Annotated in this window: 15 protein-coding genes; 7 read left to right on the top strand and 8 right to left on the bottom strand. The window is 38.3% G+C overall.

What is annotated here, in order from left to right; all coding sequences use genetic code 11:
- The first annotated feature begins 509 nt into the window (after positions 1–509).
- A complete protein-coding gene (locus IGI42_RS13385) occupies positions 510–743 on the top strand; it encodes a hypothetical protein (RefSeq protein WP_438716366.1) in 234 nt (77 codons plus the stop codon).
- 198 nt (positions 744–941) lie between these two features.
- Here the strand turns inward: IGI42_RS13385 and IGI42_RS13380 are convergent, their stop codons facing one another.
- Positions 942–1127, bottom strand: coding sequence for a hypothetical protein (locus IGI42_RS13380; RefSeq protein ID WP_438716365.1), 186 nt, complete (start codon positions 1125–1127; stop codon positions 942–944).
- A 99-nt stretch (positions 1128–1226) separates the two neighbouring features.
- Here IGI42_RS13380 and IGI42_RS13375 point away from each other — a divergent pair, with 99 nt between their 5' ends.
- From IGI42_RS13375 to IGI42_RS13355, 5 genes are all read left to right on the top strand, one after another.
- Positions 1227–1496, top strand: coding sequence for a DUF5960 family protein (locus IGI42_RS13375; RefSeq protein ID WP_438716364.1), 270 nt, complete (start codon positions 1227–1229; stop codon positions 1494–1496).
- A complete protein-coding gene (locus tag IGI42_RS13370; RefSeq protein WP_438716363.1) occupies positions 1493–1696 on the top strand; it encodes a hypothetical protein in 204 nt (67 codons plus the stop codon). Before IGI42_RS13375 ends, IGI42_RS13370 begins: the two co-directional genes overlap by 4 nt.
- Entirely contained in the window at positions 1668–1940 is a 273-nt protein-coding gene (locus IGI42_RS13365) for a hypothetical protein (protein ID WP_438716362.1), read from the top strand. Before IGI42_RS13370 ends, IGI42_RS13365 begins: the two co-directional genes overlap by 29 nt.
- Positions 1941–2116: 176 nt before the next feature.
- On the top strand, positions 2117–2551 hold the full coding sequence (locus IGI42_RS13360; RefSeq protein WP_438717048.1) for a Panacea domain-containing protein: 435 nt from the start codon (positions 2117–2119) through the stop codon (positions 2549–2551).
- Positions 2532–3950: a hypothetical protein gene (locus tag IGI42_RS13355; protein ID WP_438716361.1), complete on the top strand. Its 1419-nt coding sequence runs from the start codon at positions 2532–2534 to the stop codon at positions 3948–3950. Before IGI42_RS13360 ends, IGI42_RS13355 begins: the two co-directional genes overlap by 20 nt.
- A gap of 15 nt (positions 3951–3965) precedes the next feature.
- On the opposite strand, the gene IGI42_RS13350 is transcribed toward IGI42_RS13355, so the two are convergent.
- The 7 genes from IGI42_RS13350 to IGI42_RS13320 are packed head-to-tail and all read right to left on the bottom strand — an operon-like array spanning position 3966 to position 21430.
- Positions 3966–4775 carry an N-acetylmuramoyl-L-alanine amidase gene (locus IGI42_RS13350; RefSeq protein WP_438716360.1) on the bottom strand — a complete coding sequence of 270 codons (810 nt, stop codon included), beginning with the start codon at positions 4773–4775 and terminating at the stop codon, positions 3966–3968.
- A 19-nt stretch (positions 4776–4794) separates the two neighbouring features.
- A complete protein-coding gene (locus tag IGI42_RS13345; RefSeq protein ID WP_438716359.1) occupies positions 4795–5223 on the bottom strand; it encodes a phage holin family protein in 429 nt (142 codons plus the stop codon).
- Between the two features lie 56 nt (positions 5224–5279).
- Positions 5280–5882 carry a carbohydrate-binding protein gene (locus IGI42_RS13340; protein ID WP_438716358.1) on the bottom strand — a complete coding sequence of 201 codons (603 nt, stop codon included), beginning with the start codon at positions 5880–5882 and terminating at the stop codon, positions 5280–5282.
- A gap of 1 nt (position 5883) precedes the next feature.
- Entirely contained in the window at positions 5884–9765 is a 3882-nt protein-coding gene (locus IGI42_RS13335) for a DUF859 family phage minor structural protein (RefSeq protein ID WP_438716357.1), read from the bottom strand.
- Positions 9766–9781: 16 nt separating this feature from the next.
- Positions 9782–13126, bottom strand: a complete 3345-nt coding sequence (locus IGI42_RS13330; RefSeq protein ID WP_438716356.1) for a hypothetical protein — start codon at positions 13124–13126, stop codon at positions 9782–9784.
- Position 13127: 1 nt separating this feature from the next.
- Positions 13128–14624, bottom strand: coding sequence for a distal tail protein Dit (locus IGI42_RS13325; protein WP_438716355.1), 1497 nt, complete (start codon positions 14622–14624; stop codon positions 13128–13130).
- On the bottom strand, positions 14624–21430 hold the full coding sequence (locus tag IGI42_RS13320; protein WP_438716354.1) for a tape measure protein: 6807 nt from the start codon (positions 21428–21430) through the stop codon (positions 14624–14626). The genes IGI42_RS13325 and IGI42_RS13320 overlap by 1 nt, the downstream gene beginning before the upstream one ends.
- Positions 21431–21520: 90 nt before the next feature.
- Here IGI42_RS13320 and IGI42_RS13315 point away from each other — a divergent pair, with 90 nt between their 5' ends.
- Positions 21521–22462, top strand: a complete 942-nt coding sequence (locus IGI42_RS13315) for a hypothetical protein (RefSeq protein ID WP_438716353.1) — start codon at positions 21521–21523, stop codon at positions 22460–22462.
- The last annotated feature ends 27 nt before the right edge of the window (positions 22463–22489 follow it).

Genomic DNA, 22489 nt, shown 5'->3' with positions numbered 1-22489 from the left:
TAAAAAAAGTTATCGAACATATTAAAGGTCCGAAACAGTTAAAACTTGATTTTGAGGAAGAGGAGAAATGAGTCCTAGTCGTAAAGCTGGGGCTTATTTTTTATAAAAAACTTGATTTATCAGTAAAAACCTATTGACTTTATATACTCTAGGGTATATAATATAAGTATAGAGAGGGAGGTGAAAATGATGAAGTTAGATGAAATAGGAAAAGCCGTTGCAATCGTTTTAGGAATTCTACAATCCGCTAAGATCTTAAAAGAATTACTAAAAGACGAAAACAACGACTAGCTACTTCCTAATAAGGGTGAGGTAACACTCACCCTTCATCTAAATTTTATCATGATCGTTATGAAAAGAAAAGTTTATTTACTGTTGCTGCTACTCCTCATAATTATCGGCTTGGTTTTGGTTTTGACAGACAAGATAAGTTGGCTTGCCTACATTATTTTGATTGTCGTAATTAATTCAACAGCGTATTTTTCAAAAAGTAAGGAGCGAAAAATTTAATGAAGTATAATCTGACAGAAATTAGAAAAGACTTGTACACCTTTAAAGATGCGAGTTTGAAGCTAGAAAAGCAGTCAAATTATTTTAATCAAATGTTCAAGTTGCATCCTGATTGGTTTCATAAAGATACCGTTATGCACATCGGTAGAGAAAACATAATCAGTGAAGAAGGCATCGAATTCTATCTTGAGAAAGCTTCTCTTAGAACGCCAAAAAAGACCCCAACCGATTAGGCTGGGGTTTGTTTATTCGTCTTTCATCCTCAATATAAAACCTGATAAATATTAGAAAAATCACTTTTAATAAACACCTTGGTATAGCCTTTTTCTTCACTTTTAGATAAGACTGATAAAACCGAATAAAAAATCGATGCAACTTTTATGCAACCTATTTATCGGTATTCTCTTTACAAAAATGGTGGAGACTGTTTCCTATATCACCGACTTATCATACACATAAGTGACGTTCCCTTTATGTGCAGCTATCCCTCTGAAATACTTCTTATCCTCTTGCTTGATCCACGCTTCTCGCCAAAGAAAAAAGTTGTCTCGTGTTACCTCTATTTTATCTATTTCTCCGTTACGCAATTTCTCAATCTGTATTTCATATGATTCCATGTGTATCACCTCGTTATCATTGTACCACGTTAATTTTATAATTTGTTCCCCTTTACAAAAACGAACGTATGTTTGTATAATGTTTTTGAGGTGATCGTTATGCTTACAGATAGTAACGCAGAATTGACTTTTAAATCACTAAAAGTGTTCGAAATCGATTTTTACAAATATCAGGATTTGCGACAGTACGATTTTTATTTTCTAGCAGTTGAGATAATACCCGAAATTGTGTTGCTGATGGAAACGCAGCATATTGATTATTTTCGTTTACCTGCTGTTTCTTGCAAGATCAGAAAAGACGTGAAGTTTTATTTTAAAAAGCTCGATACCGATCTCTACGATTATCTATATTGCGAGGTTTTGCAATGAATCTTATTAGACAGTATGAATTTGGAATAATTACTATAGAAGAATTAATTAATGAATTATGGAACTTCGGTCCAAACGCAATTAACGAAGTCGATGAAAACTGCTTTCAATTTTATATCGATCGAGCATGTGGGTATCACGAATTAGATTACTATGTAGAGGAGCGGTCAAATGGAATCAAAAACAGGAACTGTAAGTAAAATTCGTGTATTAAAAATGACAGAACGTCCGCTTGTGTACTTTAAGCTGAATGATGAAAACTGCTTGATTGCTTTTCACTCATTGAACTTTCTTGCTGAGGTAGACGAAGGAATGAGAATTACAATTGCAGGTACTTATAATAGTAGAAAACAGTTCGTGGTAAAGAAATATGCTGTTATAGGAAAGACTAGAATCATGCTAGAATTTGATTCAAGTAGATTGCCACTGAAAAATTTAAGATGAGATACATCTAAAACTGGCATGTTGCTTTATAAAATTTAATATTTATTTACTGGAAAAACGTGAGAACACTGTCGCAGATTTATTTGTAAATTTTCTTTTCAAACAGTTTACTAAGTAGAGTTTTAAAGATATACTTGAATTGTAACATGCTAAAAGGGAGGTTGGTAAAATTGACGATGAGAAATTTAGCCACGCATATTATTGCACGAGCACAAAACAATTCTAACGGTATAACTAACCTACAACTTCAAAAAATCCTTTACTTTACAGTTGTTAACGGCCTAAAAAAAGACTTGATCGATTCCCAGTGGTTGACTGACCAATATGATGAAAATTTTTTAGTTTGGAGATATGGCCCCGTAATAGAATCAATTTATGAAAATTATAGTATTTTTGGTGCATCTAAAATATTCTTACCTCAAAGTGAAAGAGAAGAATATACCTCATTAAACAGCATTATTGATCCACTACTAAATGAGAATGTTTTCGACCTAGTTAATGCTAGTCATCAACATAAAAAGTGGAAATCAAATGAGGATAAAATTGTTTATGGCAGAAGCGATATAACATACACGATGGAGGACCTTCTAGATGCAGCAAGAACCGCATGATACACTGCTAAGCAGTAATCAAATAAAAAAACTTGAGCAGGATTACATAAATAGTAATTCTGCTTCTTTCATTGGAGAAATACAAACAATGCTCCATTCTGCCAGTAATGACATTAAGTATTATGAACATGATTTCGCAATCAGCTGTGAAAAACTCTATGATCTAGCTTCACACATCACTCCAGCAGCTCTTCCCTATGCAAATCTCACAACTCTTATGTTTGACTCTGAGGACGAAGGAGAATCCGCAGCAATTTTCATACAGCATTTAAGTGATTTTTTAAAAGAAAAATTTGAGTCGCTAAAAGCAGCTAAAACTCTTACTGTAAAAGATGAATGCTCAATTTCAGTGATATCTAAAGCAATTGAACATTTGAACTTAGCCTTAAGCCAGAAAAGTAGCCTGTATCTTAAGCAAAAGCAAGAACTTATAGTTTTAGACAACAGTCTAAAGGCAGAAAGAAACAATTTAATCAAGTTAAGCGACGATTTGACGAAGGAAAAATCGGACCTCGATATACTAAAAAAAGATACTAAAGATTATAAAGAAAAATATGAAAAAATTACTACGGATTTTCTAAGTATGATGGGCATTTTCTCGACTATTATATTTGCAGTTTTCGGGGGGCTATCTCAAATTGGAGCAATAGGAGATAACCTGTCCGAAACACCTATATATAAAGTTCTAATGTATATTTCTCTATCTTCAATCACATTACTTTTCGTTGTATTTTTATCATTTAATGCCATCTCTAAACTAACTAATATGAAATTAAGGAGTTGTCCTTGCGATAACTCCACTGAATGTAACCATAAGATATACGAAAAACACCCTTCCCTTTGTTTCGCTTTATTCTTTTTTGTTGATCTTTTTGTTTTTTCAGTAATATTAAGAGTTACTCAATACTCAGATTGGACTAATCCAATCAACGAACTATTGGCCTCTTCTTTTACAAATCTAAGCAGTGCATTAAAAATAAGATATGCTCTTATACTCGTTTTTCTATTTACAAACATCTGTATTGGTTGGAAAATTTATTCTTCTAATTTCAAAAAAGATAAAAACGATAATAAAGACAAAAAGTCTGGGAATGAAAAAGAGGTTAATAAAGATAAAAAAGCTGAGATCGACACAGACAGTAATGAAGACAAAAAAGCTGAGAATGATACAGACGTTAGTGAAAATAAAAAAGTCGAAAAAGATACAACCAATAGTAAAAATAAAGAAGCCGAGAACAATAAAGAGGTTAGTGAAGACAAAAAAACAAAAAACAATACAAACAACAGTGCAGACGAAAAAAATAAAAAACGATGTTTGTGTGCCTTACTTCCTAAAATATGCAAAAAAGAGGAAAACAAATCACCTGAGAATAGTGAAGCCCCAACCGATGAAGGTTAGGGCTTGTTTATTCGTCTACCATCCGATTTCTTCGGTAGTTTTTTCAATTCCAAGTACACCAAAGTTATCGTAATTATAACGGAACTCTTTATCAGCTGTCCACGTAGGGTCACTGTGTCGTTTAATTACCTCGCGCATTTCGTTTACCCAAGTCTGGTTAGGTAGGTGGAACCGTTTATTCCCGTTAACAAAGAATGCGTCGAATACCTCGTTATTATTTTTAGATCGTTTCCAATAAATGAACATGTTTTTTTCCTCCTCTATTTGTGGTAATTCTGGTTTTTCGTTGTTTCCAGGATTGCTTGTTGACGTTCCTTCACAAACATCTTTTCTAAACTGTGCTATGCTGATTCCCCATTTTGCTAAATAAGGGTTAGGGTCAATGTGATCAGAATTGTTGTTCGGTTGGTGATACGTGCAATAATTATGAGTTTTAATGCCTGCTAGATTTCCATCATCAACTGTTAATGGGATACCGCCTTGTTTTGCAAGGTCGCGCAGTAGTTCGCAATAAATCTTGTAATCTCGCTCAAACTCAGCACGTGTCGCATGACTCTCAATCATTTCAACAGCCGCATAGGCTTCCGCATTCCAGCCGCCTCCAACATCCCAAAAACCTCTTCCTACTTCACCTACTTGGATAACACGCCCGTTCCCAACGATATGTGAAAACGTTCCAAGGTACATATTTTTATTATGATAGTAATCCGCTTCGTTTTGTGCTGTACTACGTGGGTTCCCTGTACTGTGAGCGTGTACTTGACGATATGGCGGTACACCAACTTGTGGAGATTGTCTGATTCTTCTTTCGACTGTGTAAGCCAATTTTATTCCTCCTTCCCTATTAGAAATTACTCTCTTGATCTTCTTTATCTACGGTGTTTTTACCCGTTTGATCACTGGTTTGCAGCCTTTTTATGATCGGATCAAACATCACCGTCGTAACGCCTAACTTATTTAAATTCTCTACTATACTAACCAGTTCATTCAGTGTTTCGAGGATATACACCCCAACAATCACACTGACTGAAAATAAATTGGGTAAAACAATCGTCAGTGGTACAATCGCCACCAGTACGAGCAATAGCGCAAACTTCTTTAGTAAGCCTGTACTCATTTTTCCTGATTTCAAATCATGGTTAACATATGCCTGAATAAACCCTGTCGCTACATCAATTGCCATTAAAATGAGGATAAACCCTAGCCATATCAATAGCTTTCCATGTTCATCTCTCATCATAGCTTCCGCCCAAAGCAACATTTTCATATCCATTTTTCACACTTTCCTTTTCTTATTTTTGGCCACTTTCTGCAATATAAAAAGACGCTCTATTGAACGTCTTTAATCACTTTCCACAATGTTTCAGCAGTTCCCGGTTCCCAAATGTTGTTGTTCTGAAGCGATTGCCATAATTTCCCATTGTGCCAAACTTTTTCATCAAGCATGTAGGCATCATGTGCGCCGGTTGGTGCAATCCAGATCTTATTCCCGTCGTCCGCGTAAGCTAACGGTGTATACAATGCTCGTTGCTTGTCGGGTAGCCAATCGACTTGTGATGTGTGTGCTTGCTCGATTCTGTATAGTTTGAACGGCTCTGAGTCATAAAATACGACAGTTCCTACCTCATATTGCTTTCCTGTTTCCCACAAGGGGAAAAGTTCGGCAACTTGAACTTTTTGCGCATCATTGAATTGCGTTACTGCGATTTTACTTGCTCTAGTCAATGTTTCTAAAATATGAGGTGGAACCTTTTGGTAGTCCACCTCTATTTTTTCGTTGCGATAAAATTCTTCATAAAAATATCCTTCTCGATCGACTGGTTGTTCATAGTCAACGATAAGGATGTCTTCTGTAGCTACTTCATAGTTTTCGGGATCGTAATGCTTAAATATGACCTTTTGATTTTCATCAATTCTAATATAGATTTCCATTTTACACCTCCAATCGTTGTAGTGTTGTTCCGCAAATTGCGTAAATGAAGCTACCATCTAAACCTAAGTCAGTAATCGTGCTTGGCAATGCTTTCTGCCAAATCATGTTCCCTTCTAGATCAAGTTTTAATACATTTGATCCGCTAGCTATATAAATATTGCTCGCTGTAGCTACAATCTCACTAATCGCTCCACTAAACGATTTGCTGAATTGTTGTTGACTTGCATTTGCAAACTTGATCAAGTTGCCATTCGCAAAGCCTGCTAACACACCATCCGTTGTGGCTTCTAGTGAAACAGGTAATGTCGTGTAATCAACGTACCAACTAACTTTTCCGCTAGTGTTGATTGCATCTAAGCCGTATTGACTCACATCAAATAGATAACTAGCATTTCCAGAAATAAGATTAAATCGAACCCCACTGGTGGCTGCGTATATCGTTCCAGTCCCAGTTGACGTTGTTCGATAAATTCCGGCAGGTGTAGCTACGTACAGTGTTCCATTAAATTCCGCAATGTCATTGATCGCTTGACCAATATTACCGTTAAATTGCTGTGTTCCTGAGCTGTTAAACTTGTAGAATCTACCTGTAGAAGTTCCCACATAGACGTTATCATCATAGACAAACAGTGATTGGGCTGTTCCGCTCACAGTAGCCGTCCAAACTTGTTTTCCTGTACTGTCATATTGATATAACGTAGTACCTGCAATCATGTAGATTAAGTTGCCACTCACAACGATTTTAGTCGGTGTAAACGCCAGATTGACAGGGAAACTTTCGATTACTACCGCTTCCCACTTCGCATAAATCGTGAGGTTAGAAGATGCAACTGTGTTAAAGTCGTAAACTGTTGTTAATCCGATATCGCTATACCAGTTAACAAATGTAAAGCCGGTTTTGCTAGGATTTGCTGGTTGAGTCAACTTCTGTCCAGCGTTGACGGTTTGCGATTCAATCGTATTTCCGCCATTCGTGTTGAACGTTAGCGTATAACGAACAATAATCGCTGTCCATTTTGCATAGAGTTTAATATTAGAGTTTGCCACAGTATCGAAGCTATACACTCTTGTCAATTCTGGATCAGAATACCAGCCATCAAATGTAAAGCCGGTTTTAGTAGGCGGTGCTGGCTCATTGAACCTTTCACCTTCATTTACTGTTTGACTGGAAACCGTATTTCCACCATTGCTTTCAAACGTAACGGTATATTTCACGATTACTTTGGTCCATTTTGCATACGCTGTTAAGTCTTCTGTTGCCATTTTTGTAAAGTCGAATGGTGTTACTAATGTTTGATCGATGAACCAGTTATCAAAAATAAACCCGTCTTTAGTTGGGTCTACAGGTCGAACAAATAATTGACCTTCATTCACTGTTTGTTTTGCTACTGCGCTTCCGCCGTCAGTGTTGAAGGTTAGGCTGAATTGAGGCACTTTGATTTCTTCCCACTTCGCATAAATCGTAAGGTTAGCAGATGCGACTGCATCAAAATCATAGACTGTCGTTAACTCAATATCACTGTACCAATCGGTGAATGTGAATCCTAATTTGTTGGGATCAGTTGGTTTAGTAAACCTCTGTCCTGCTACGACTGTTTGTGATTCAATCGTATTCCCACCGTTTGTGTTGAACGTTAGCGTATACCGAACAATAATCGCTGTCCATTTTGCGTATAGTTTAATATTAGAACTTGCGACAGTATCAAAGTTGTACTCTTTCGTTAATTCCAAATCAGAATACCATCCGCTAAACGTAAAGCCATCTTTTACTGGATTCGCTGGCGCATTGAATTTCTGTCCTTCCTCTACCGTCTGACTGGAAACTACACTGCCTCCGTTGGTTTCGAACGTAACTGTATACTTCACAATTACCTTATCCCATTTTGCGTATAGTTTAATATTGGAACTGGCAACGGTGCTGAAGTTATACACTTTTGTCAGTTCCGGATCGGAAAACCATCCACCAAAAGTGAATCCATTTTTAATCGGAGAAGTTGGTCTAAAGAAAGTCTGTCCTTCTTCTACCGTTTGACTAGAAACTGCACTTCCTCCATTTGTTTCGAATGTAACTGTATATCTCGGCAATGAATCGTCTTTAAGCCTACGCCATCTGTAAACTGTAATGTATGGCTGCAGGTTGTTATGGGGTTTAGCGCCCGAATTATTGTAAACCATCGCTCGGTCTTTGAAGTTTACATCGTTAGGTAATCCTCTTCCGGCAGCCTCTTCACCTGATCGATAAGATCCCGTTTCGTTGTTTGCTCGTGTTGTACTTAGCGTATGCGTTTTAGCCCCACCTGTTTTAGCAACACTATTAAATTCAGACTCGGATTCACTCAGCCCAACTAAAACACGTCCATTTCCCCAACGCTCCCACTTGCCCCCCATGAATTCTGCTGGGCTTGTTGGTTCTGTCGATTCGTAAATCGTGCCAACTGGGTAGAATATATCAATTAATTTTTTCCCCATCATCCATATGTGACCTCCGACATCTAGAACACCTCGCCCTGGTTCGTACATTTTCCCGATACCTACTCCAATATCTCGATATAGGTCCAGTAGTGTTTTAGCAGTTGGAACAGACAGCGTTGAAGTTGCTGACGTGAATTTATCGGAAATAACTACCCGCACGTCATAGGATTTATCCACTGCAAAACCGTCTAGTGCTAGATTAAGAAACGTATTTTCCTCGATCTTTGCTTGTAACCATATTGAGGAATATGCCTCTTTGTATTCTGTAACTGTAGTGTAGGTATTCCTTTCAACATTGCTGACTTTCACGCTTGAAATAGTACCTGATTTTGTAAAATCTACAATTGTTCCATTATCACGCCGTGTTGCGGTAAAACTATTGATTTGAACAGCATTATAGGCTGTAATAGTGATCGCCACATTTTTTGTAGCGGTTCTACCACGGCCGTCCGTTATCGTTACTTTGATTGTTTTAGCACCTGAACCCCAATTTCTAGTTTTTAAATCAAAGTCAGTCGGATTGCTTGTGCTATTTGCTAACAATTCACTTCCTAATTCAAATTTATAAGATTTGATTGGAGAACTATACGCTTGTGTAGTCGCTACACTGAACCGTATCTTTGATAACATCTGTAGAAAAAGCCCGCTAGTTTTTGTTACTCCTAGTATTGTAGGAACAGTACTTTCATCTGTAATTGAAATTGTTCCGATGTTTGGAACAACGCTTGCGGGAACTACTAGCTTCATTCCAACTGTTTTCGTTCCGATATGGGTACTGCCATTAAAGGTTTCTACATGAATAATCCCACCATTTTCTGTTGAATTGTTCATGTAAGGTGCATATTCTGCTAGTGAAGGAGTAAACGCATAACTCGCTCCTGCGTTAGAACTTAGCAGCTTTTTAACCCCGTAAAACTCATAATAGACTTTATGAGTAAAAGCTGTTGAGGTACGAGGTAGATTTATTGTTGCAGTCTTGCCCAATTCTACGCTTGCTGGTGCGGTTGGCTGCGTCGCTCTCGCGATAGGATTCAGCGTATAGTTACCGCCAAAAGCTTTCGTACCTACCCAGCCGTTATAGTTAATATTCATATCAATATAGCCGGAGATGTTAACAGACTTCGTGCCATCCCCGTTATGATTTACCCGTCGGGTCCATTCGCCTAATACTCGATTTGAATTTGGACCAATCGTTACGTTATTTGTAAAATCATGTCGTGTTCCATCGATAGAGAAAGCAATAGCCTTTTGGACATTCCCAGCTATAATATTCCCATAAGTCGATGTGCGGAGACTCAACTTACAATAGATATCCGTATAATTCCCCGATATATTTTGCGTGCCGTACCATTCAAAATACAGATCACAATGTGTCCCTACATTCACTAAAGAACTGCCGCTTAATACCATTTATTCGCCTCCTCTCCTAGACTCCGACAAATTGGAATATAGTATGATCGTCGTTCACTTTAGTCATCTTATGATTCCCAACTTGAAGACTCTCTACTATTGCTCCGCGGTTAATATAAAAAGACTGTCCACTAAAATATGCGACAGTCTTCCCATTGTCGATAAATGACAATGTATCTTCAGTTAATAACATTTTCATTGCGCTATTTTGAGCGCCTATCGTGAAACCTTCTTCTCCCCAGCGCATATAGGTATTAATGAACTCGAATTGAGCGACCTTTTCACCTAGCTGTTGATACAACTCCACAGCTCTTTCCTCGAGTGCTTTCAAATCTGCTTCGTATTGACCGCCATTAGACACAAACGCTTCGTAAGATTTCCGCAACGATTCAGCCATTTCCAGTAAGGCTTGAAACTCTTTTGAATCAGCTTTACCACCAATCACTTCATAAATCGAATCTTTTTCTTGTTGGAACTGGTCTTGATCTAATTTACCGTCCGTTACTGCTTGGAGGAAACTTGGATCAGTTTCCCAATGATATCTGCTTGGATCGATCGGCTGAACTTTGTCATAAGTTGAACAAACACCTCTATAGTGCATGTAGGAATTAACCGCATCTTCTGTATAGGAAGGAACATAAATTGTACTTTTTGGACTAATTTCTAGTTTGGGTTTCGTTGCTTTCAAAGTTGCAATAGCGTCTTTTCCTAAAGCAATATATAACTGTAACGGCTGCGTTATATCAGTAGTTGCTGGCAATGAAATATTTTCAAATTTCACGTTTACCCAATTTCCTTTGTTAACATTTGCAAGGCTAACATTGCAACAGTCTTGAATTCCTCCAGTCGTCAAAGTTGCCCTCAAGAAAAATGCAGAGTTTGTTAAGTTTGTAGCACCCGTGTTCATTAAAACATCTACAGACCCAGAATACTTTTTGTTCAATTCTGGAAACACTTCCGAATTGACTACATACCCTCTCTTGGCATCTGCTTTATTCTTAATGAGTGTCACGATTTTATCGCTAACAGAACAACTGAAAAGATTGGTACTCGCCGTCCATCCAGCCATTGATTCGAATTTACTATGTGTTAGCAAATTTTCATTAGGATACTCCGTAGTAAAATCAAGGTTGCCGTCTTTACTATTCGCCCAAGTATAATAGGTTTTTTCCGACTGGCCGTCACGAATTTTAATCACTGAAATAGTATCTGTTAATTCATCAAGAGTAGCTGTAACAGCAATCATCGTCCAAGCTGCGTTCGTCCACTGTGAACTAGAAAGAACCCGGTTGTTTCCAGATCCGGATAATTTAATTTCAGCTTGGGCTTCATCATCGATATAAGGGATTGCTTTAAACTGCACACTTCCTGTCGCATTCTGTAGCTTTGCGGTGATATGAGCTGTTTGAATGTACTTTGGCGTGTCGTCAGTGTTAAAGATCATTGTCTCAGCGGTTGCTGTTAAATAGAGCAATCGCGCATCTTTACCATCTGCGCCCATCTTTCCTACGGAATAAGAAATTGACGTTGTGTTGTCCGTGTAGGTAAATGTTGTTCGAGTCCATAAATATTGATCAGGAATAACTGGAGGAATCGTTGTTAACCATTTTCCTGGGGGTGGTATGGTTCCTGAAGTTCCAGCTTGCCATTCCACATCCGTCCTCGTGATTCCTTTACCTTCGTTCCCGGGTTTTCCATCTTTTCCCATTAGGGTACTGATGTAGCTTTTAGTCGTTGTATCATCGGTGTAGGTTGTCGTTCGACACTTCCAAAGATACTCACCGGCCGGTACATCTGGAATCTCAGGAGTCCAATTTTCTGCAGCAGCAGGCGGCGTTATTCCGTTTGTTGAACGGGCATAAGTATCTTTTTCCGACTTGATTCCTTTGCCATCTTTTCCGTCATCAATATTAGTGATCGTGACCTCAACTCCGCCGCGAACTGCTTCACTCGTTTTATCAACCGCTTCAAACCGATAGACAGCCTTATTCGGAACATCTGTTGCAGTAACAGTAATTGTTTTACTTTCAGAAATAGTAGCTCCGTCTTTCTTCCAAAAGATTTTAAACTCATCTGTAACGTCTTTCACACCGTCCAACATGCGTGCTGTGAGGACCGTTTGTCCTTCACTATTCTTAAATATTGTGCCGTTATCACTAATGATTTGGTATTCATACGCTTTATTGGCATCAATCAATGCCTGCACTTTGCTCATTAAGGAGGCATCAAGATCGCTTGAAAACTCTATGAAATTGCTGAAAGTCGTTTTATTCTTTGACGCATCACCAATTAATGATTCTGTCTGCTCTGACACACGTGCTTCTAAAAATAGTGTTGGTTTGTAGTAAACGGAATCCTCTAAACTAAACGTATCCCCAGGATCGCTATCAAAGTAGCCGTCTACTTCATACTCAACATTGATGACACTATTCTTTTTTAGTTCAGACAATAAATAGCCTTTCAATGCTTCCTTCGTTGAATATTCAGTTTGCCCTTTGTCTTCCAGAACATAGCCATCATTGTCAGCGTGTCCAGGGTTAGACGGATATCGGTCCCGTGTTTGCGGCGCATAAATTACCCCGTTGCCGTTACTTAAATATAGAATATTTCCTTTTGAGTCTTTCTCCTCAAATTTCATATCTACTAATGATAGTCCATCTTTGCCCGTACCTTTGATCGCTGAGTAAAGATTCGTAATTGATTCTTTCCGATTGATAACACTTAACTCTTCGCCAACTCGTAAAAATTCACCTGTTTTGTTTTGACCGATCCCTTGATTATTCTCATCGTGCTTTTTGTATACGTTGATAATGTTCTTTTTCAAAGAGTAATCTTCATTGAGTTCTGTTGTAAATTCAAGTTCTGCATCAAACTTATTTGCTAGAGAGTATAAGCGTCCGAGGATAGATTGAGAACCTTCCCAACTTAGCTTCAAACTCTTGTCAGACACTTCATTTTTTCCAAGTGTCAACGATCGTTCAAAGTCAAAATACTCCAAATACCACTTGAAGTTTTTTGCTTCGGATGAAGAAAACGCTACTGCTTTCTCATTATTCATTTCGATCGATAAAGAAAAAGCCATCAGCTCACGCTGATGACCTCTGTCACTTGATTCAATAATGTTTAGCCAGTAGTCTTTTCCTTTGTAGGTAAATGCCAACTTATTCCCACTTACAACTTCATTAGCATCAATATGATTTTTATTAAAAGTCATCTGTAGCAACGAAGCGTTCCCTTCGATGTAGCGTGTCAAATCAGCAACAGAATAATGAATCGCATCATCTGCTGAATTATCCATGAAAGTTAAGGTGTAGCTATCTGTGCTATCCCTGACAGCGATTCGTACATTTTCAATCGTCATCTTACAAGAACGCCTCCCTTATTTCTGCCGTAGCTGACTCTATTTCACTAAAATCAGACACATATAATTGAACTTTCGTCTCCCCGGGAGGCGCTTTGAACCATTGCGTTCCTCGAATTTCATCATCTAAGGAAGGAATATTATTAATATAGAACTTCGTCTCACTGCCGTTCATGTAATACTCTCGATTTGGTTGAAACCGATTAGGAACGTCTCGCCATTTTTCTACAGCTGTTTTCTCAAAAATAAATTTCATAAAGAACAATTTCGAAATGTAATTTCTATCAATTACCGTTCGATTCCCCCATTGTCCGATGAACACCTGACAGCCTACTACTTCAGTGTTTTCAATTGAGGTATCTTTGTCCTTGTATATCTTCCCGAATAAGTGGACTTGCACTTCCGAGCCTAGTTTTCTAATTGAAAAGTAGCCTTTATCCGCGGTGAAGGGATTGAATCCTTCGTTGTTCGCGTCAAATGTGATTTCCTGCATAACCTTGCTCCTGCCAGCCCAAGTAACAACTGTTTTGTAGTTATCCCTAGTAGTTTTCCAAATAACGAATTCAAAGACTGACTTCTTGTTTTTGTCATAGAAACAAAGTGTAATCGCACCTGATTGATCGTGAATCCACGCTTCAAAGGCTATTTCGGAATAGCAATACCAGTTCTTCGAACCTTTTTTACCTTCACTATCCGCTTTGAACTCAGCTGTCCTCACACCGCCATGCCAACCAGTTCCACTGCCTACTTTGTCCAACACAAGAATTGGTTGATCACCGTTGCCCGTAACCTTTAAACTACCATTGATTGCATTTCCGGAATTTTGGATATTGACCGTGTCCGCCTGCCATGCGTCAAAACTTGGCGAATTGAGCAATATTTCATTTTGTTTATAAATTTCACTATCTAATTCATCCACTTTACCAAACTGCATAGCACCATATTGTGAGACTAGACCAATGTATCCCGATTCCTTTTTCAGCTTTATTCGATAATCAATAGGAACGGGTGCTGTGCCTTGATTATCAATAGTGAACTCCCATATGCCACTTGAATTTTTAGTTGCCTGAAATGTTTTATTTACTGTAGATTTTGACTTGCCTTTACTCACAATAAAGGACCACTCGACATGAGCGGCCCTTTTATTAATTCGTTCTGGATTGTAATTCCCATTAAAACGAGCATACCAAATTCGGTCGGGTTCATCAGAGAAAGTCATAGCAATGTCGTCATCTGTATAAAGATGAAGCATTAACTCATCACGAATATCCGTTAAGGTATTCCAAGTTTTGTCCACTGTTTCACCAGTACGAATCATCCCTTTTACTGTAATCGTTGTTTCTTTATTTCGATTGCCGAGAATTTCGAGATTGCTCGCTGTTTCGCTTGATTCAAACTCTACTTCTGCGGAAGGTCTAGAAATAGAACTGATCGTTAAAAATGGAGGAACGGTATAATCATTCAACTTCATTTGTGTTCCTCTATGTCTTAAACGCATCAACTTCCACCCCCTGTAATCATATTTCTAATCATTTGTCGTTTTCCTTGTTGTTCACTAATAGACGGTTCTATGACTTTTCCAACCTTTTGAGTATCCATATAAACATCGCCTTCTTTATCAACAATATCCATTAGCAATTCATTGTTGATTTGAAGTAAATAAACAACTTCACTTAAATCAAGTATGCCACCTGCAGCTGACGCAGCTAATGAACCTCGAACCGCTTGTGTATCCACTCCAACTAGATCCATCAGATTCAATGTCATGTTAGAGGCTAGGTTGTTTAAACCAATGCTTGCGGAATCTAAAATATTTGAGCCGTGGCTAGTCATGTAGCTAACTGCTTGTCCGATAAGTTTCATTGCTCGTTTGGGTTTCGTTAGAGGAATTATCATTTCTGGATTGTTGCCTTCGCCAGCTCGGTATAGTCCCTCTTCAGTAATCCATCCTCCATTTTTATATCCGCGAATCCGGCTTCCTCTTGGTCCCCAACCAGATCTTCCGTATTGAATATCGTTCCGCCAGTTCGAGTTGTTGAAAAATGCGATAAGTTGGTGGAAACCATTGTAGATATCCTCAAATCCTCTAACTTTATAGGCATTAAATGTTGAAGGTACATATTGCAGTAACCCTCTTGCCGGATTACCACTGGCCATATTCTCATCCCAAACAGCCGAACTTTGAACTATTCGTTGATTACCACCTGATTCACGCTGGATTTGTGCTAATATACCGTTTATTTGAGACTGAGTAATACTTTGTCCCATAAACGCTGCTGCTCTCTGAATTTGAGCAGCCCAATTAGTGCTACTTGCACCTGGTCCGTAACTAATGTCCCCACCTCCAGTGAAAATATCACCAGACCCCATTGAGCCGTTAATGTGGAGATGATCAAAGTGGTCATTATCTGGCCATCTAACCCATTGCCCACTAGAACCTTGTCCAGATAGCCCCATGCGATCTCGAACTCTTCCGTTAGTAATGACGTAAGCTACTTGCTTCGGAAATTTTTCAAAAGCATAGTTTCCAGCTTCAGTATAGCGAGGGGAGCCATTCATGCTAGATGGAAATGCAATATCAATAGCTTGCCGTTTACCATGATAATAAATATCTCCCGGACGATATCCAGAAGTAACTGTCATACCTGGGAATTTGGCCATAACTTTTTGAGCGACATCAACTAGATACTGATAAACACCGTTAGCATTAACCGCACCATCGAAAGTTCCATGTGTGTAGAATTTTTCAACCTCACTTTTAACAAATGGATTTGCAGCATTTGACATAAGCTTAACTGCGGATTTAGTCATATTTAGCCAAGGCTCATTAATTCCGCTATAATCTACTCTCTTATTAATTAAATCAGATAGAGCTTGATCATTATCTAAAAGATCAATAAAATCAAAATCATCAAACTCACCGACACCATCTTCGTATCGAGGAATTATGTTTGCCTTAGAAAGAGTTTGTTTTGCTTTCATGACCCGATCGGTCATTGTTGCATTAAGAACTTTTGCTCCTTTTTTCAGCCAAACTAAAGTATTTCTACCCTTGGCCATGAACGTAGAACCATCTGGATTTTGGACAATTTCTTGATACTTGGAGCCTTTTTGATCATTAATAATCGCTGGTCCATCGGCTGGATGCCCATCTGTACCTTGGGCATACTGAGGAACACCCCAGTCACTTATTTTTTTGTCAGACCCTACTTCTTTAAGAACATAGTTAACCCCGCTAATGACACCATTAACACCTTTGCCGATACCACCAACCATCTTATTAGCAATCCCTCGCATGGTGGAGTCCAAAGAACCACTTAACGAGTTTATTCCATTAATTAGTGACTGCATCAGGAACGCTCCAGCACTATGGAATCCACCTGATTTACTACGCAAATTGTTGATTGAATCATTACCAAGCTGATTAATGCGATTGATAAACACTTGATAAAGTGAGTTCCAACCGTTTAGTAAGTTTTGTAGCCAAGTTCGTCCTGTAATATTTATGGCATTGTAGAAACTACGCAATAATGTGATGATTTGGTTACAATGAACAGTCACTTGATTGAAGTAAATAGGGAAAGTAGTATTCCAACCCGTTAAGAAATTCAATACCCATTGTGACCCTTCGGTAATCATCTGTGGATCGATCGATGTAAATTGGCCTACAATCCCAGTTGCAGCATTTAAAGCTGTCTGTAACAGTTGAGGTGTAGCATCTGCCATACCCTGATTACCTGCTTGTGATGCTTGAACAGCCGAAGCTTGCATATCGCTAGCGTTCGGCATCCCATACGATTCAGTTAAAATAAGATTGCTTGTTAGTCCTGATGGTTCAGCGTCTTGAACTGCATTAGTCATCGTATCTGTCATTGATTTGACAGCTTTTTCGACAACTGGAACGCCTTTATCTACAGCAACCGCAACGCCTTCAGGAACCCATCGAGCCAGTTTTATCATGACTCGTGATGGAGAATTTATATCCAAGATATTCTTGAAAGTGTCCGTAATACTGGAAGCAACTTCCTTAACCTTTTTCTTTACATCTTTGATCTTTTGGCCAACACCTTTAATCAGACCATCAATGATGTTTTTACCAATTTCGAAAAGATCAATATCCTTCAGTTTGTCAAAAGTATCCTTAACAGTTTGAATGGTATCAGAAACACCTTGTTTTAAATTGTCCCAAGCAGTCTGAGCGGATGTAACCATATTATTGATGGTATCCTCAAAGAACTTCTTAATTGCATTCCACGCACTCATTACACCTTGCTTGATACTTTCCCAAGTATTGAAGAATCCCGTTTTAAGATTCTCCCAAGTGGTAGCGAAGAAATTGACGATTGCATTCCACAATTCAACTGCACTAGTTACTAAATCGTTCCAAGTTTGGATAGCAAATTCTTTCGTTGCCGTCCATAACTCAACGAATCCAGTTTTTATGTTAGTCCATAGTTCTGAGAAAAATAATTTGAGTTGATCCCAAATTGTCAAAGCTCCTTGGACAATTTCATTCCACAGATTGATGAGTGTGTCGTTTAATCCTTGCCAAATTTCAGAACATACCGTGAAAATCGTAGTAAAGTAACCAACAAATAATTGCTTAATTGATTCCCAGATATTGAGAGCTGCTTCCTTGATGTTCTCCCAAACAGCAATCATATTATTCTTAGCTTCATCCCAACCGCCACTAATTAATGATGTGACGAAAAGAACTGGAGCTAGAATTACATTTTTCATGATCTCGAATGCACTTGATGCAATGGTGACTAAACTGTTCCAAGTATCCTCTAAATAGTCTTTCATAACTGAGAATGCACTCATTACACCGTCAACAAGCGGTTGAACAACTGGAAGGATAACTTCTTTGAATACCGACCAAGCTTGCGATGCATTGTCTTTGATTGATGTCCAAAGATCACTGAACCACGTCTTTGTATCTGACCAAGCACCTTTCGCTCCTTCTGCTCCACTTTTAGCAGAATCAACGACATTATCGAAAATCCCTTTTGATCCTTGTTTAATTCCGTCAACAGATTCTGTAAAACCGTCAGTTATTTCTTTGATAGGCTCAGAGAAAAAGCCTTTTACTGCATCTATGCCAGCTTTAAAACCTTTTCCAATCGAATCTAAGACATCTTTACCTAGTTGCAACCAATCAACACCTAGAAATGCGTCAATAATTGAAGTGAATACTTCGGGAAGTAACGCCAATAGTTGACCAATAGCGTCAATAATCCCTTTACCAATCGCAAGCAGGATTTCCACACCAGCTTTTAAAATCTGCGGTAAGTTCTGAATAATTGCTGCGGCAATCGCTACAATTAACTTCAATGCAGTAACGATAAGCTGCGGTAAGACAGACAAAATACCTTCTACTAAAGCCATGATTATTTTAATGCCACTCTCAATAATCAGTGGTAGCATCTCAATGAGAGCTGTTACGAGAGTCGTAAATAACTGAACAGCAGTGTCGATAAGACTAGGAAGCACTGATATAACACCTTGAATCAATGCCATTAGTATTTGAATACCTGCATCAATAATTGCCGGAAGAGCTGCTACAATCGCTCCAATGATCGTATTGATTATAGAGACGCCAGTTTCAACTAATTGGGGAATAAGTTGTGCTATTCCCACTATTATTGACGTAATTATTTCGATGACTTTTTTCAGCAACTCAGGAACAGTAATTCCCATACCTTCAGCAAGTTTAGATATTAATCTGGAACCAGTGAGCATAAGTCCTGGAATACCACCTACTAAAATTGCAATGATTTTTGGTAATAATTGCTGAGCAAACTCCGTTAATGGTCCAAAGTCACTTTGAAAAGCACTTGAGATAGCTTCTTTAAATTGATTAAATTGTTCCTTTATTGACTCGAAAGCTGATTTAACAGCCTCAGCTAATTTATAGATAACAGAAAGCTTATCTTCACTAATGAACGACTTAAATTTATTGTTTACTTCATCAAGACTCGAAGACTCGCCTCTAAGCACTGAGAAGAAGGCCTGAAAACCAGCCTTAACTTGATTAGTGAAGTGAAGTATCTTTGCTAAAGCATCTACAGTTGTATCTGCTAAAGCACCAGTATCACGTAATTGACTAAGTTGGAAATAGTCAGATTTCCCAGAAAAGATAGCAAATAGGTTTTCGGCTATCAATTTTACCTTCTTCATTGATTCGCCGAGTTTATACAATCCCTTTTCGAGAATGTTCATATCGGAACTAAAATACTTTCCGTTAAGACCTTGCTTGAAGCTTTCACGCAGGCCATCAATAAGCTTTTTGAAAGGTTCAAAACGGTTATAAAGATCTTTCAACGCAATAGCTAACCCTAGTACACTTGCAGCGATGATAATAAATGGATTTGTTGCTGCTACCGCAACAAAAGTACCAATCAGAGATGTAATTCTGATAATAGTACTAGCCAATAATACTAATCCTCCAAATGAAGCTAATGCTGAAAATAGTCCTTTCACTATAGAAATTAACGGATTCGAAGATTCTTTAATTTCACCTAGCGCCTTGGCGATGCCTTGCAAAATTTCTTGTATTCTATCTGAACCTATGGTGTTATCTCTGAAATCTTTCATAGCCTGAGTGGCTGATCCTAACGCATCAACAGCCACATCTTTAAATGGTTCAAGCCCCTTTGCAATAGTTGTTGTAATGGCTGTTCTAAAGTTGGCCATAGACCCAGAGAGTGTGTCTCCAGCAGTTTTAGCTAATCCAGCCATTTTAGCGGTTGACCCAGCCATCCCCTCAGTGCCCTCTTCAATACCTTGGCGCAGTTTCTCAATAGCATCTCCCGCTTCCAGAGTACCCTCGGAAACAGCTTTCTTCATTTCCGTCACAGATTTCTGACTTGCGTTTGCTAAGATTTGCCATGCAGGAATACCTGCATCAACTAATCGGTTGATATCGTCTGAGTAAACTACTCCTGCCGATTGCATTGACGCAATCGCATCAGTAATTTGGTTTATTGATTCAGCACCATTACCTACACCGTACGCAGCATCTGCGATTGCTAAGAAGACACCTTTGACTTTTTTACCTTCCATACCAGCAGCTACCATTTTCTTGGCGCCCATGGCCACGTCATTCAACGCAATAGGCGTTCCCTCTATTGCAGCAGCCAGATCATCCATAACTCGTTTAGCAATAGTCCCGCTACCAGTCAACACAGTTAATGATTTCGTTGCCGTATCAATTGTGTCTATTCGATCAATAGCTTTCCCTATAGAATCTTTGACTAAGTCAAATGCTTTTGCAACTAGCTGAATAGACATAATTGAGGAAGCGATGTCTTCAATAGACATCTTCGCGGTCTTGGCTGGATCTTCTACACCTGACTTGATCTGCTTTTTCACACCTGGAAAAATCGACCTAGCCCTGTCTAATATCGATCGGAACCCGTTGCCTAAAGAATTCTTGATTGATGATGCTGCAGATGAGGCGGATTTTGGAATATCTTGAATGCCTCTTTTAACAGAACCCCATACATTCGAAACTTTGTTGGGTATATCCTTTATGTTATTCACAAAGTTGTTCTTGAAGTTGTTAGCTGTTTGACTAGCTTTCGAAGGAAGTTGAGACAAACTATTTCCGACTTTAGATATTGTATTTGCTGCCGCATTTACAATAGAATTAAAACCAGTAACAAATACATCTTTTGTTCGATTAATTGCTTGAGTAGCTTTTACAGGTATTTGTTGAAGATGAGAAATTGCTTGATTTATTGCTTGAGCAAAACCAGAACTAACAAATCCTGACACAGATTTCATAGCATTCTGAACTTGGTTCGGGATGCTTTTAATAGCTTTAACTGGTTGTTTAAACATATCCAAAATAGCTGTTCCAACGTTCTTAAACCCGTTCTTCAAATCGGTAAAGCTTGATTTGAGATTAGAAATGCTGTCTTGCATGGAAATGACTAAAGCACGATTCATAGCTTTGCTGTCTTTAGTCATTTCTGAATAAGAAAGTTTTGCATCTTTTTTCATTTGGTCGAAAGTCTTTTTTGAATCAGCTGAAATAGTTGAATTAGCGTCAGTAATACCTCTTGTCATTGTTTGAAATTCAGTAGTAACTTTTTTGACCGAAGAAGTTCCTTTCTCGCCAAGTTCTTTCGTCTTTTCAATCGTACTGCTGATTTTACCGGCAAGTTCTGTTGCTGCTTCGCCAGTTTTAGCAAACCAATTAAAGAATGTTGCTGCTGCTTTCTCCGCCGGACCAGAATCCGCGGTAATCTCTATATAGGCACCACCGACTTTTGATCCTTGCTTATCCGCTTCTGCCATTTGCTCAACTCCTCTCTTTTATGTATTTTTTATTGGTATAATGTCCTTATCAGTGAGAAAAAGCTGAAATATTAATAAGGGGGTGAAAACATGCGTCTTAGAGAAATCCAAAAAATAATAAACGATAATGCTCCTTTTCTTGACGAAATCACCCATGAGAGTAGTGTATCTGGAGCTCAGCAAATCAGAACCTTAACAGGATATACTAATTTAAGAATCAGTATCTTAGAATTGTTGAGCACAGGGTTATTCCCACAAGAAAAAGAATTGATTGACACTGAACATTGGCTACCTTCTTCCGCTATTGATGAAATGAGTTATGGGCAAAACAGTTTTACTGATTTTATGAATGTAGTCAACAAAATAAGAATTAAAGCCGATGGCATGAGTAATCTTATAACTGAGAATCTTCATAGCCAAAATGAAGAAAGCGATTCATTGATTATTAGTTTGCCTGACAGAGATATGTCATTTGATGAATTTGCAGAAATCCTTGTGATACTCAAAGATACTTTCAAATTGCTAAAAGGGATAAAAGAATTTCAATCTGAAATTTATGTTTCAAATTTTGACGTGGGCTCTAAATGGATAGTAGCTTCTTGCATCTCTTCTTTAGCAGTTTCGTTATTTGGTAACTTGGTTTCATTGGTACAAAGGAGCCAGGTAGGTACACGTCAGATAAAAGCTTTAGACAAACAGCTAGAATCTCTTGATTTATCTGAAGAAGTCAGAGCTACCGTTCGAGATTCACAAATTAAAGCTAATCAAGCTCTTTATGAAAAATTGACTAAACAGTTTCTGTCTACTAACGACCTCGATGATCAAGCTGAGATATTATCGCAGATAACAAAAGTTACTGAAAATATCGATAAGGTTCTATCTATGGGAGTTGGCTTTGAAGCTGCTGTTACAGCTTCAAATGAAGTGGCACAGACATTCCCTGATTTAAAAGAGCAGAAACTTTTAGACAACACAAAACTCATCGATTCAATGAAACAAATTGATCATTCTACGGATGAATCAGAATCATAAATACTCATAAGAGATTCTAAGTCAGAA

It is taken from the genome of Enterococcus sp. AZ109 (assembly GCF_051714625.1).
Classification (GTDB): Bacteria; Bacillota; Bacilli; order Lactobacillales; family Enterococcaceae; genus Enterococcus_A.
The sequence above is the reverse complement of the archived record's forward strand: the minus strand, read 5'-3'. Positions and strand labels throughout refer to the sequence as shown.

Excerpts from the sequence above, each read along its gene's own strand:
- IGI42_RS13385 (WP_438716366.1), top strand. The coding sequence starts at position 510 with ATGAAGTATAATCTGACAGAAATTAGAAAAGACTTGTACACCTTTAAA.
- IGI42_RS13380 (WP_438716365.1), bottom strand. The coding sequence starts at position 1,127 with ATGGAATCATATGAAATACAGATTGAGAAATTGCGTAACGGAGAAATA.
- IGI42_RS13375 (WP_438716364.1), top strand. The coding sequence starts at position 1,227 with ATGCTTACAGATAGTAACGCAGAATTGACTTTTAAATCACTAAAAGTG.
- IGI42_RS13370 (WP_438716363.1), top strand. The coding sequence starts at position 1,493 with ATGAATCTTATTAGACAGTATGAATTTGGAATAATTACTATAGAAGAA.
- IGI42_RS13365 (WP_438716362.1), top strand. The coding sequence starts at position 1,668 with ATGGAATCAAAAACAGGAACTGTAAGTAAAATTCGTGTATTAAAAATG.
- IGI42_RS13360 (WP_438717048.1), top strand. The coding sequence starts at position 2,117 with ATGAGAAATTTAGCCACGCATATTATTGCACGAGCACAAAACAATTCT.
- IGI42_RS13355 (WP_438716361.1), top strand. The coding sequence starts at position 2,532 with ATGCAGCAAGAACCGCATGATACACTGCTAAGCAGTAATCAAATAAAA.
- IGI42_RS13345 (WP_438716359.1), bottom strand. The coding sequence starts at position 5,223 with ATGGATATGAAAATGTTGCTTTGGGCGGAAGCTATGATGAGAGATGAA.
- IGI42_RS13340 (WP_438716358.1), bottom strand. The coding sequence starts at position 5,882 with ATGGAAATCTATATTAGAATTGATGAAAATCAAAAGGTCATATTTAAG.
- IGI42_RS13335 (WP_438716357.1), bottom strand. The coding sequence starts at position 9,765 with ATGGTATTAAGCGGCAGTTCTTTAGTGAATGTAGGGACACATTGTGAT.
- IGI42_RS13330 (WP_438716356.1), bottom strand. The coding sequence starts at position 13,126 with ATGACGATTGAAAATGTACGAATCGCTGTCAGGGATAGCACAGATAGC.
- IGI42_RS13325 (WP_438716355.1), bottom strand. The coding sequence starts at position 14,624 with ATGCGTTTAAGACATAGAGGAACACAAATGAAGTTGAATGATTATACC.
- IGI42_RS13320 (WP_438716354.1), bottom strand. The coding sequence starts at position 21,430 with ATGGCAGAAGCGGATAAGCAAGGATCAAAAGTCGGTGGTGCCTATATA.
- IGI42_RS13315 (WP_438716353.1), top strand. The coding sequence starts at position 21,521 with ATGCGTCTTAGAGAAATCCAAAAAATAATAAACGATAATGCTCCTTTT.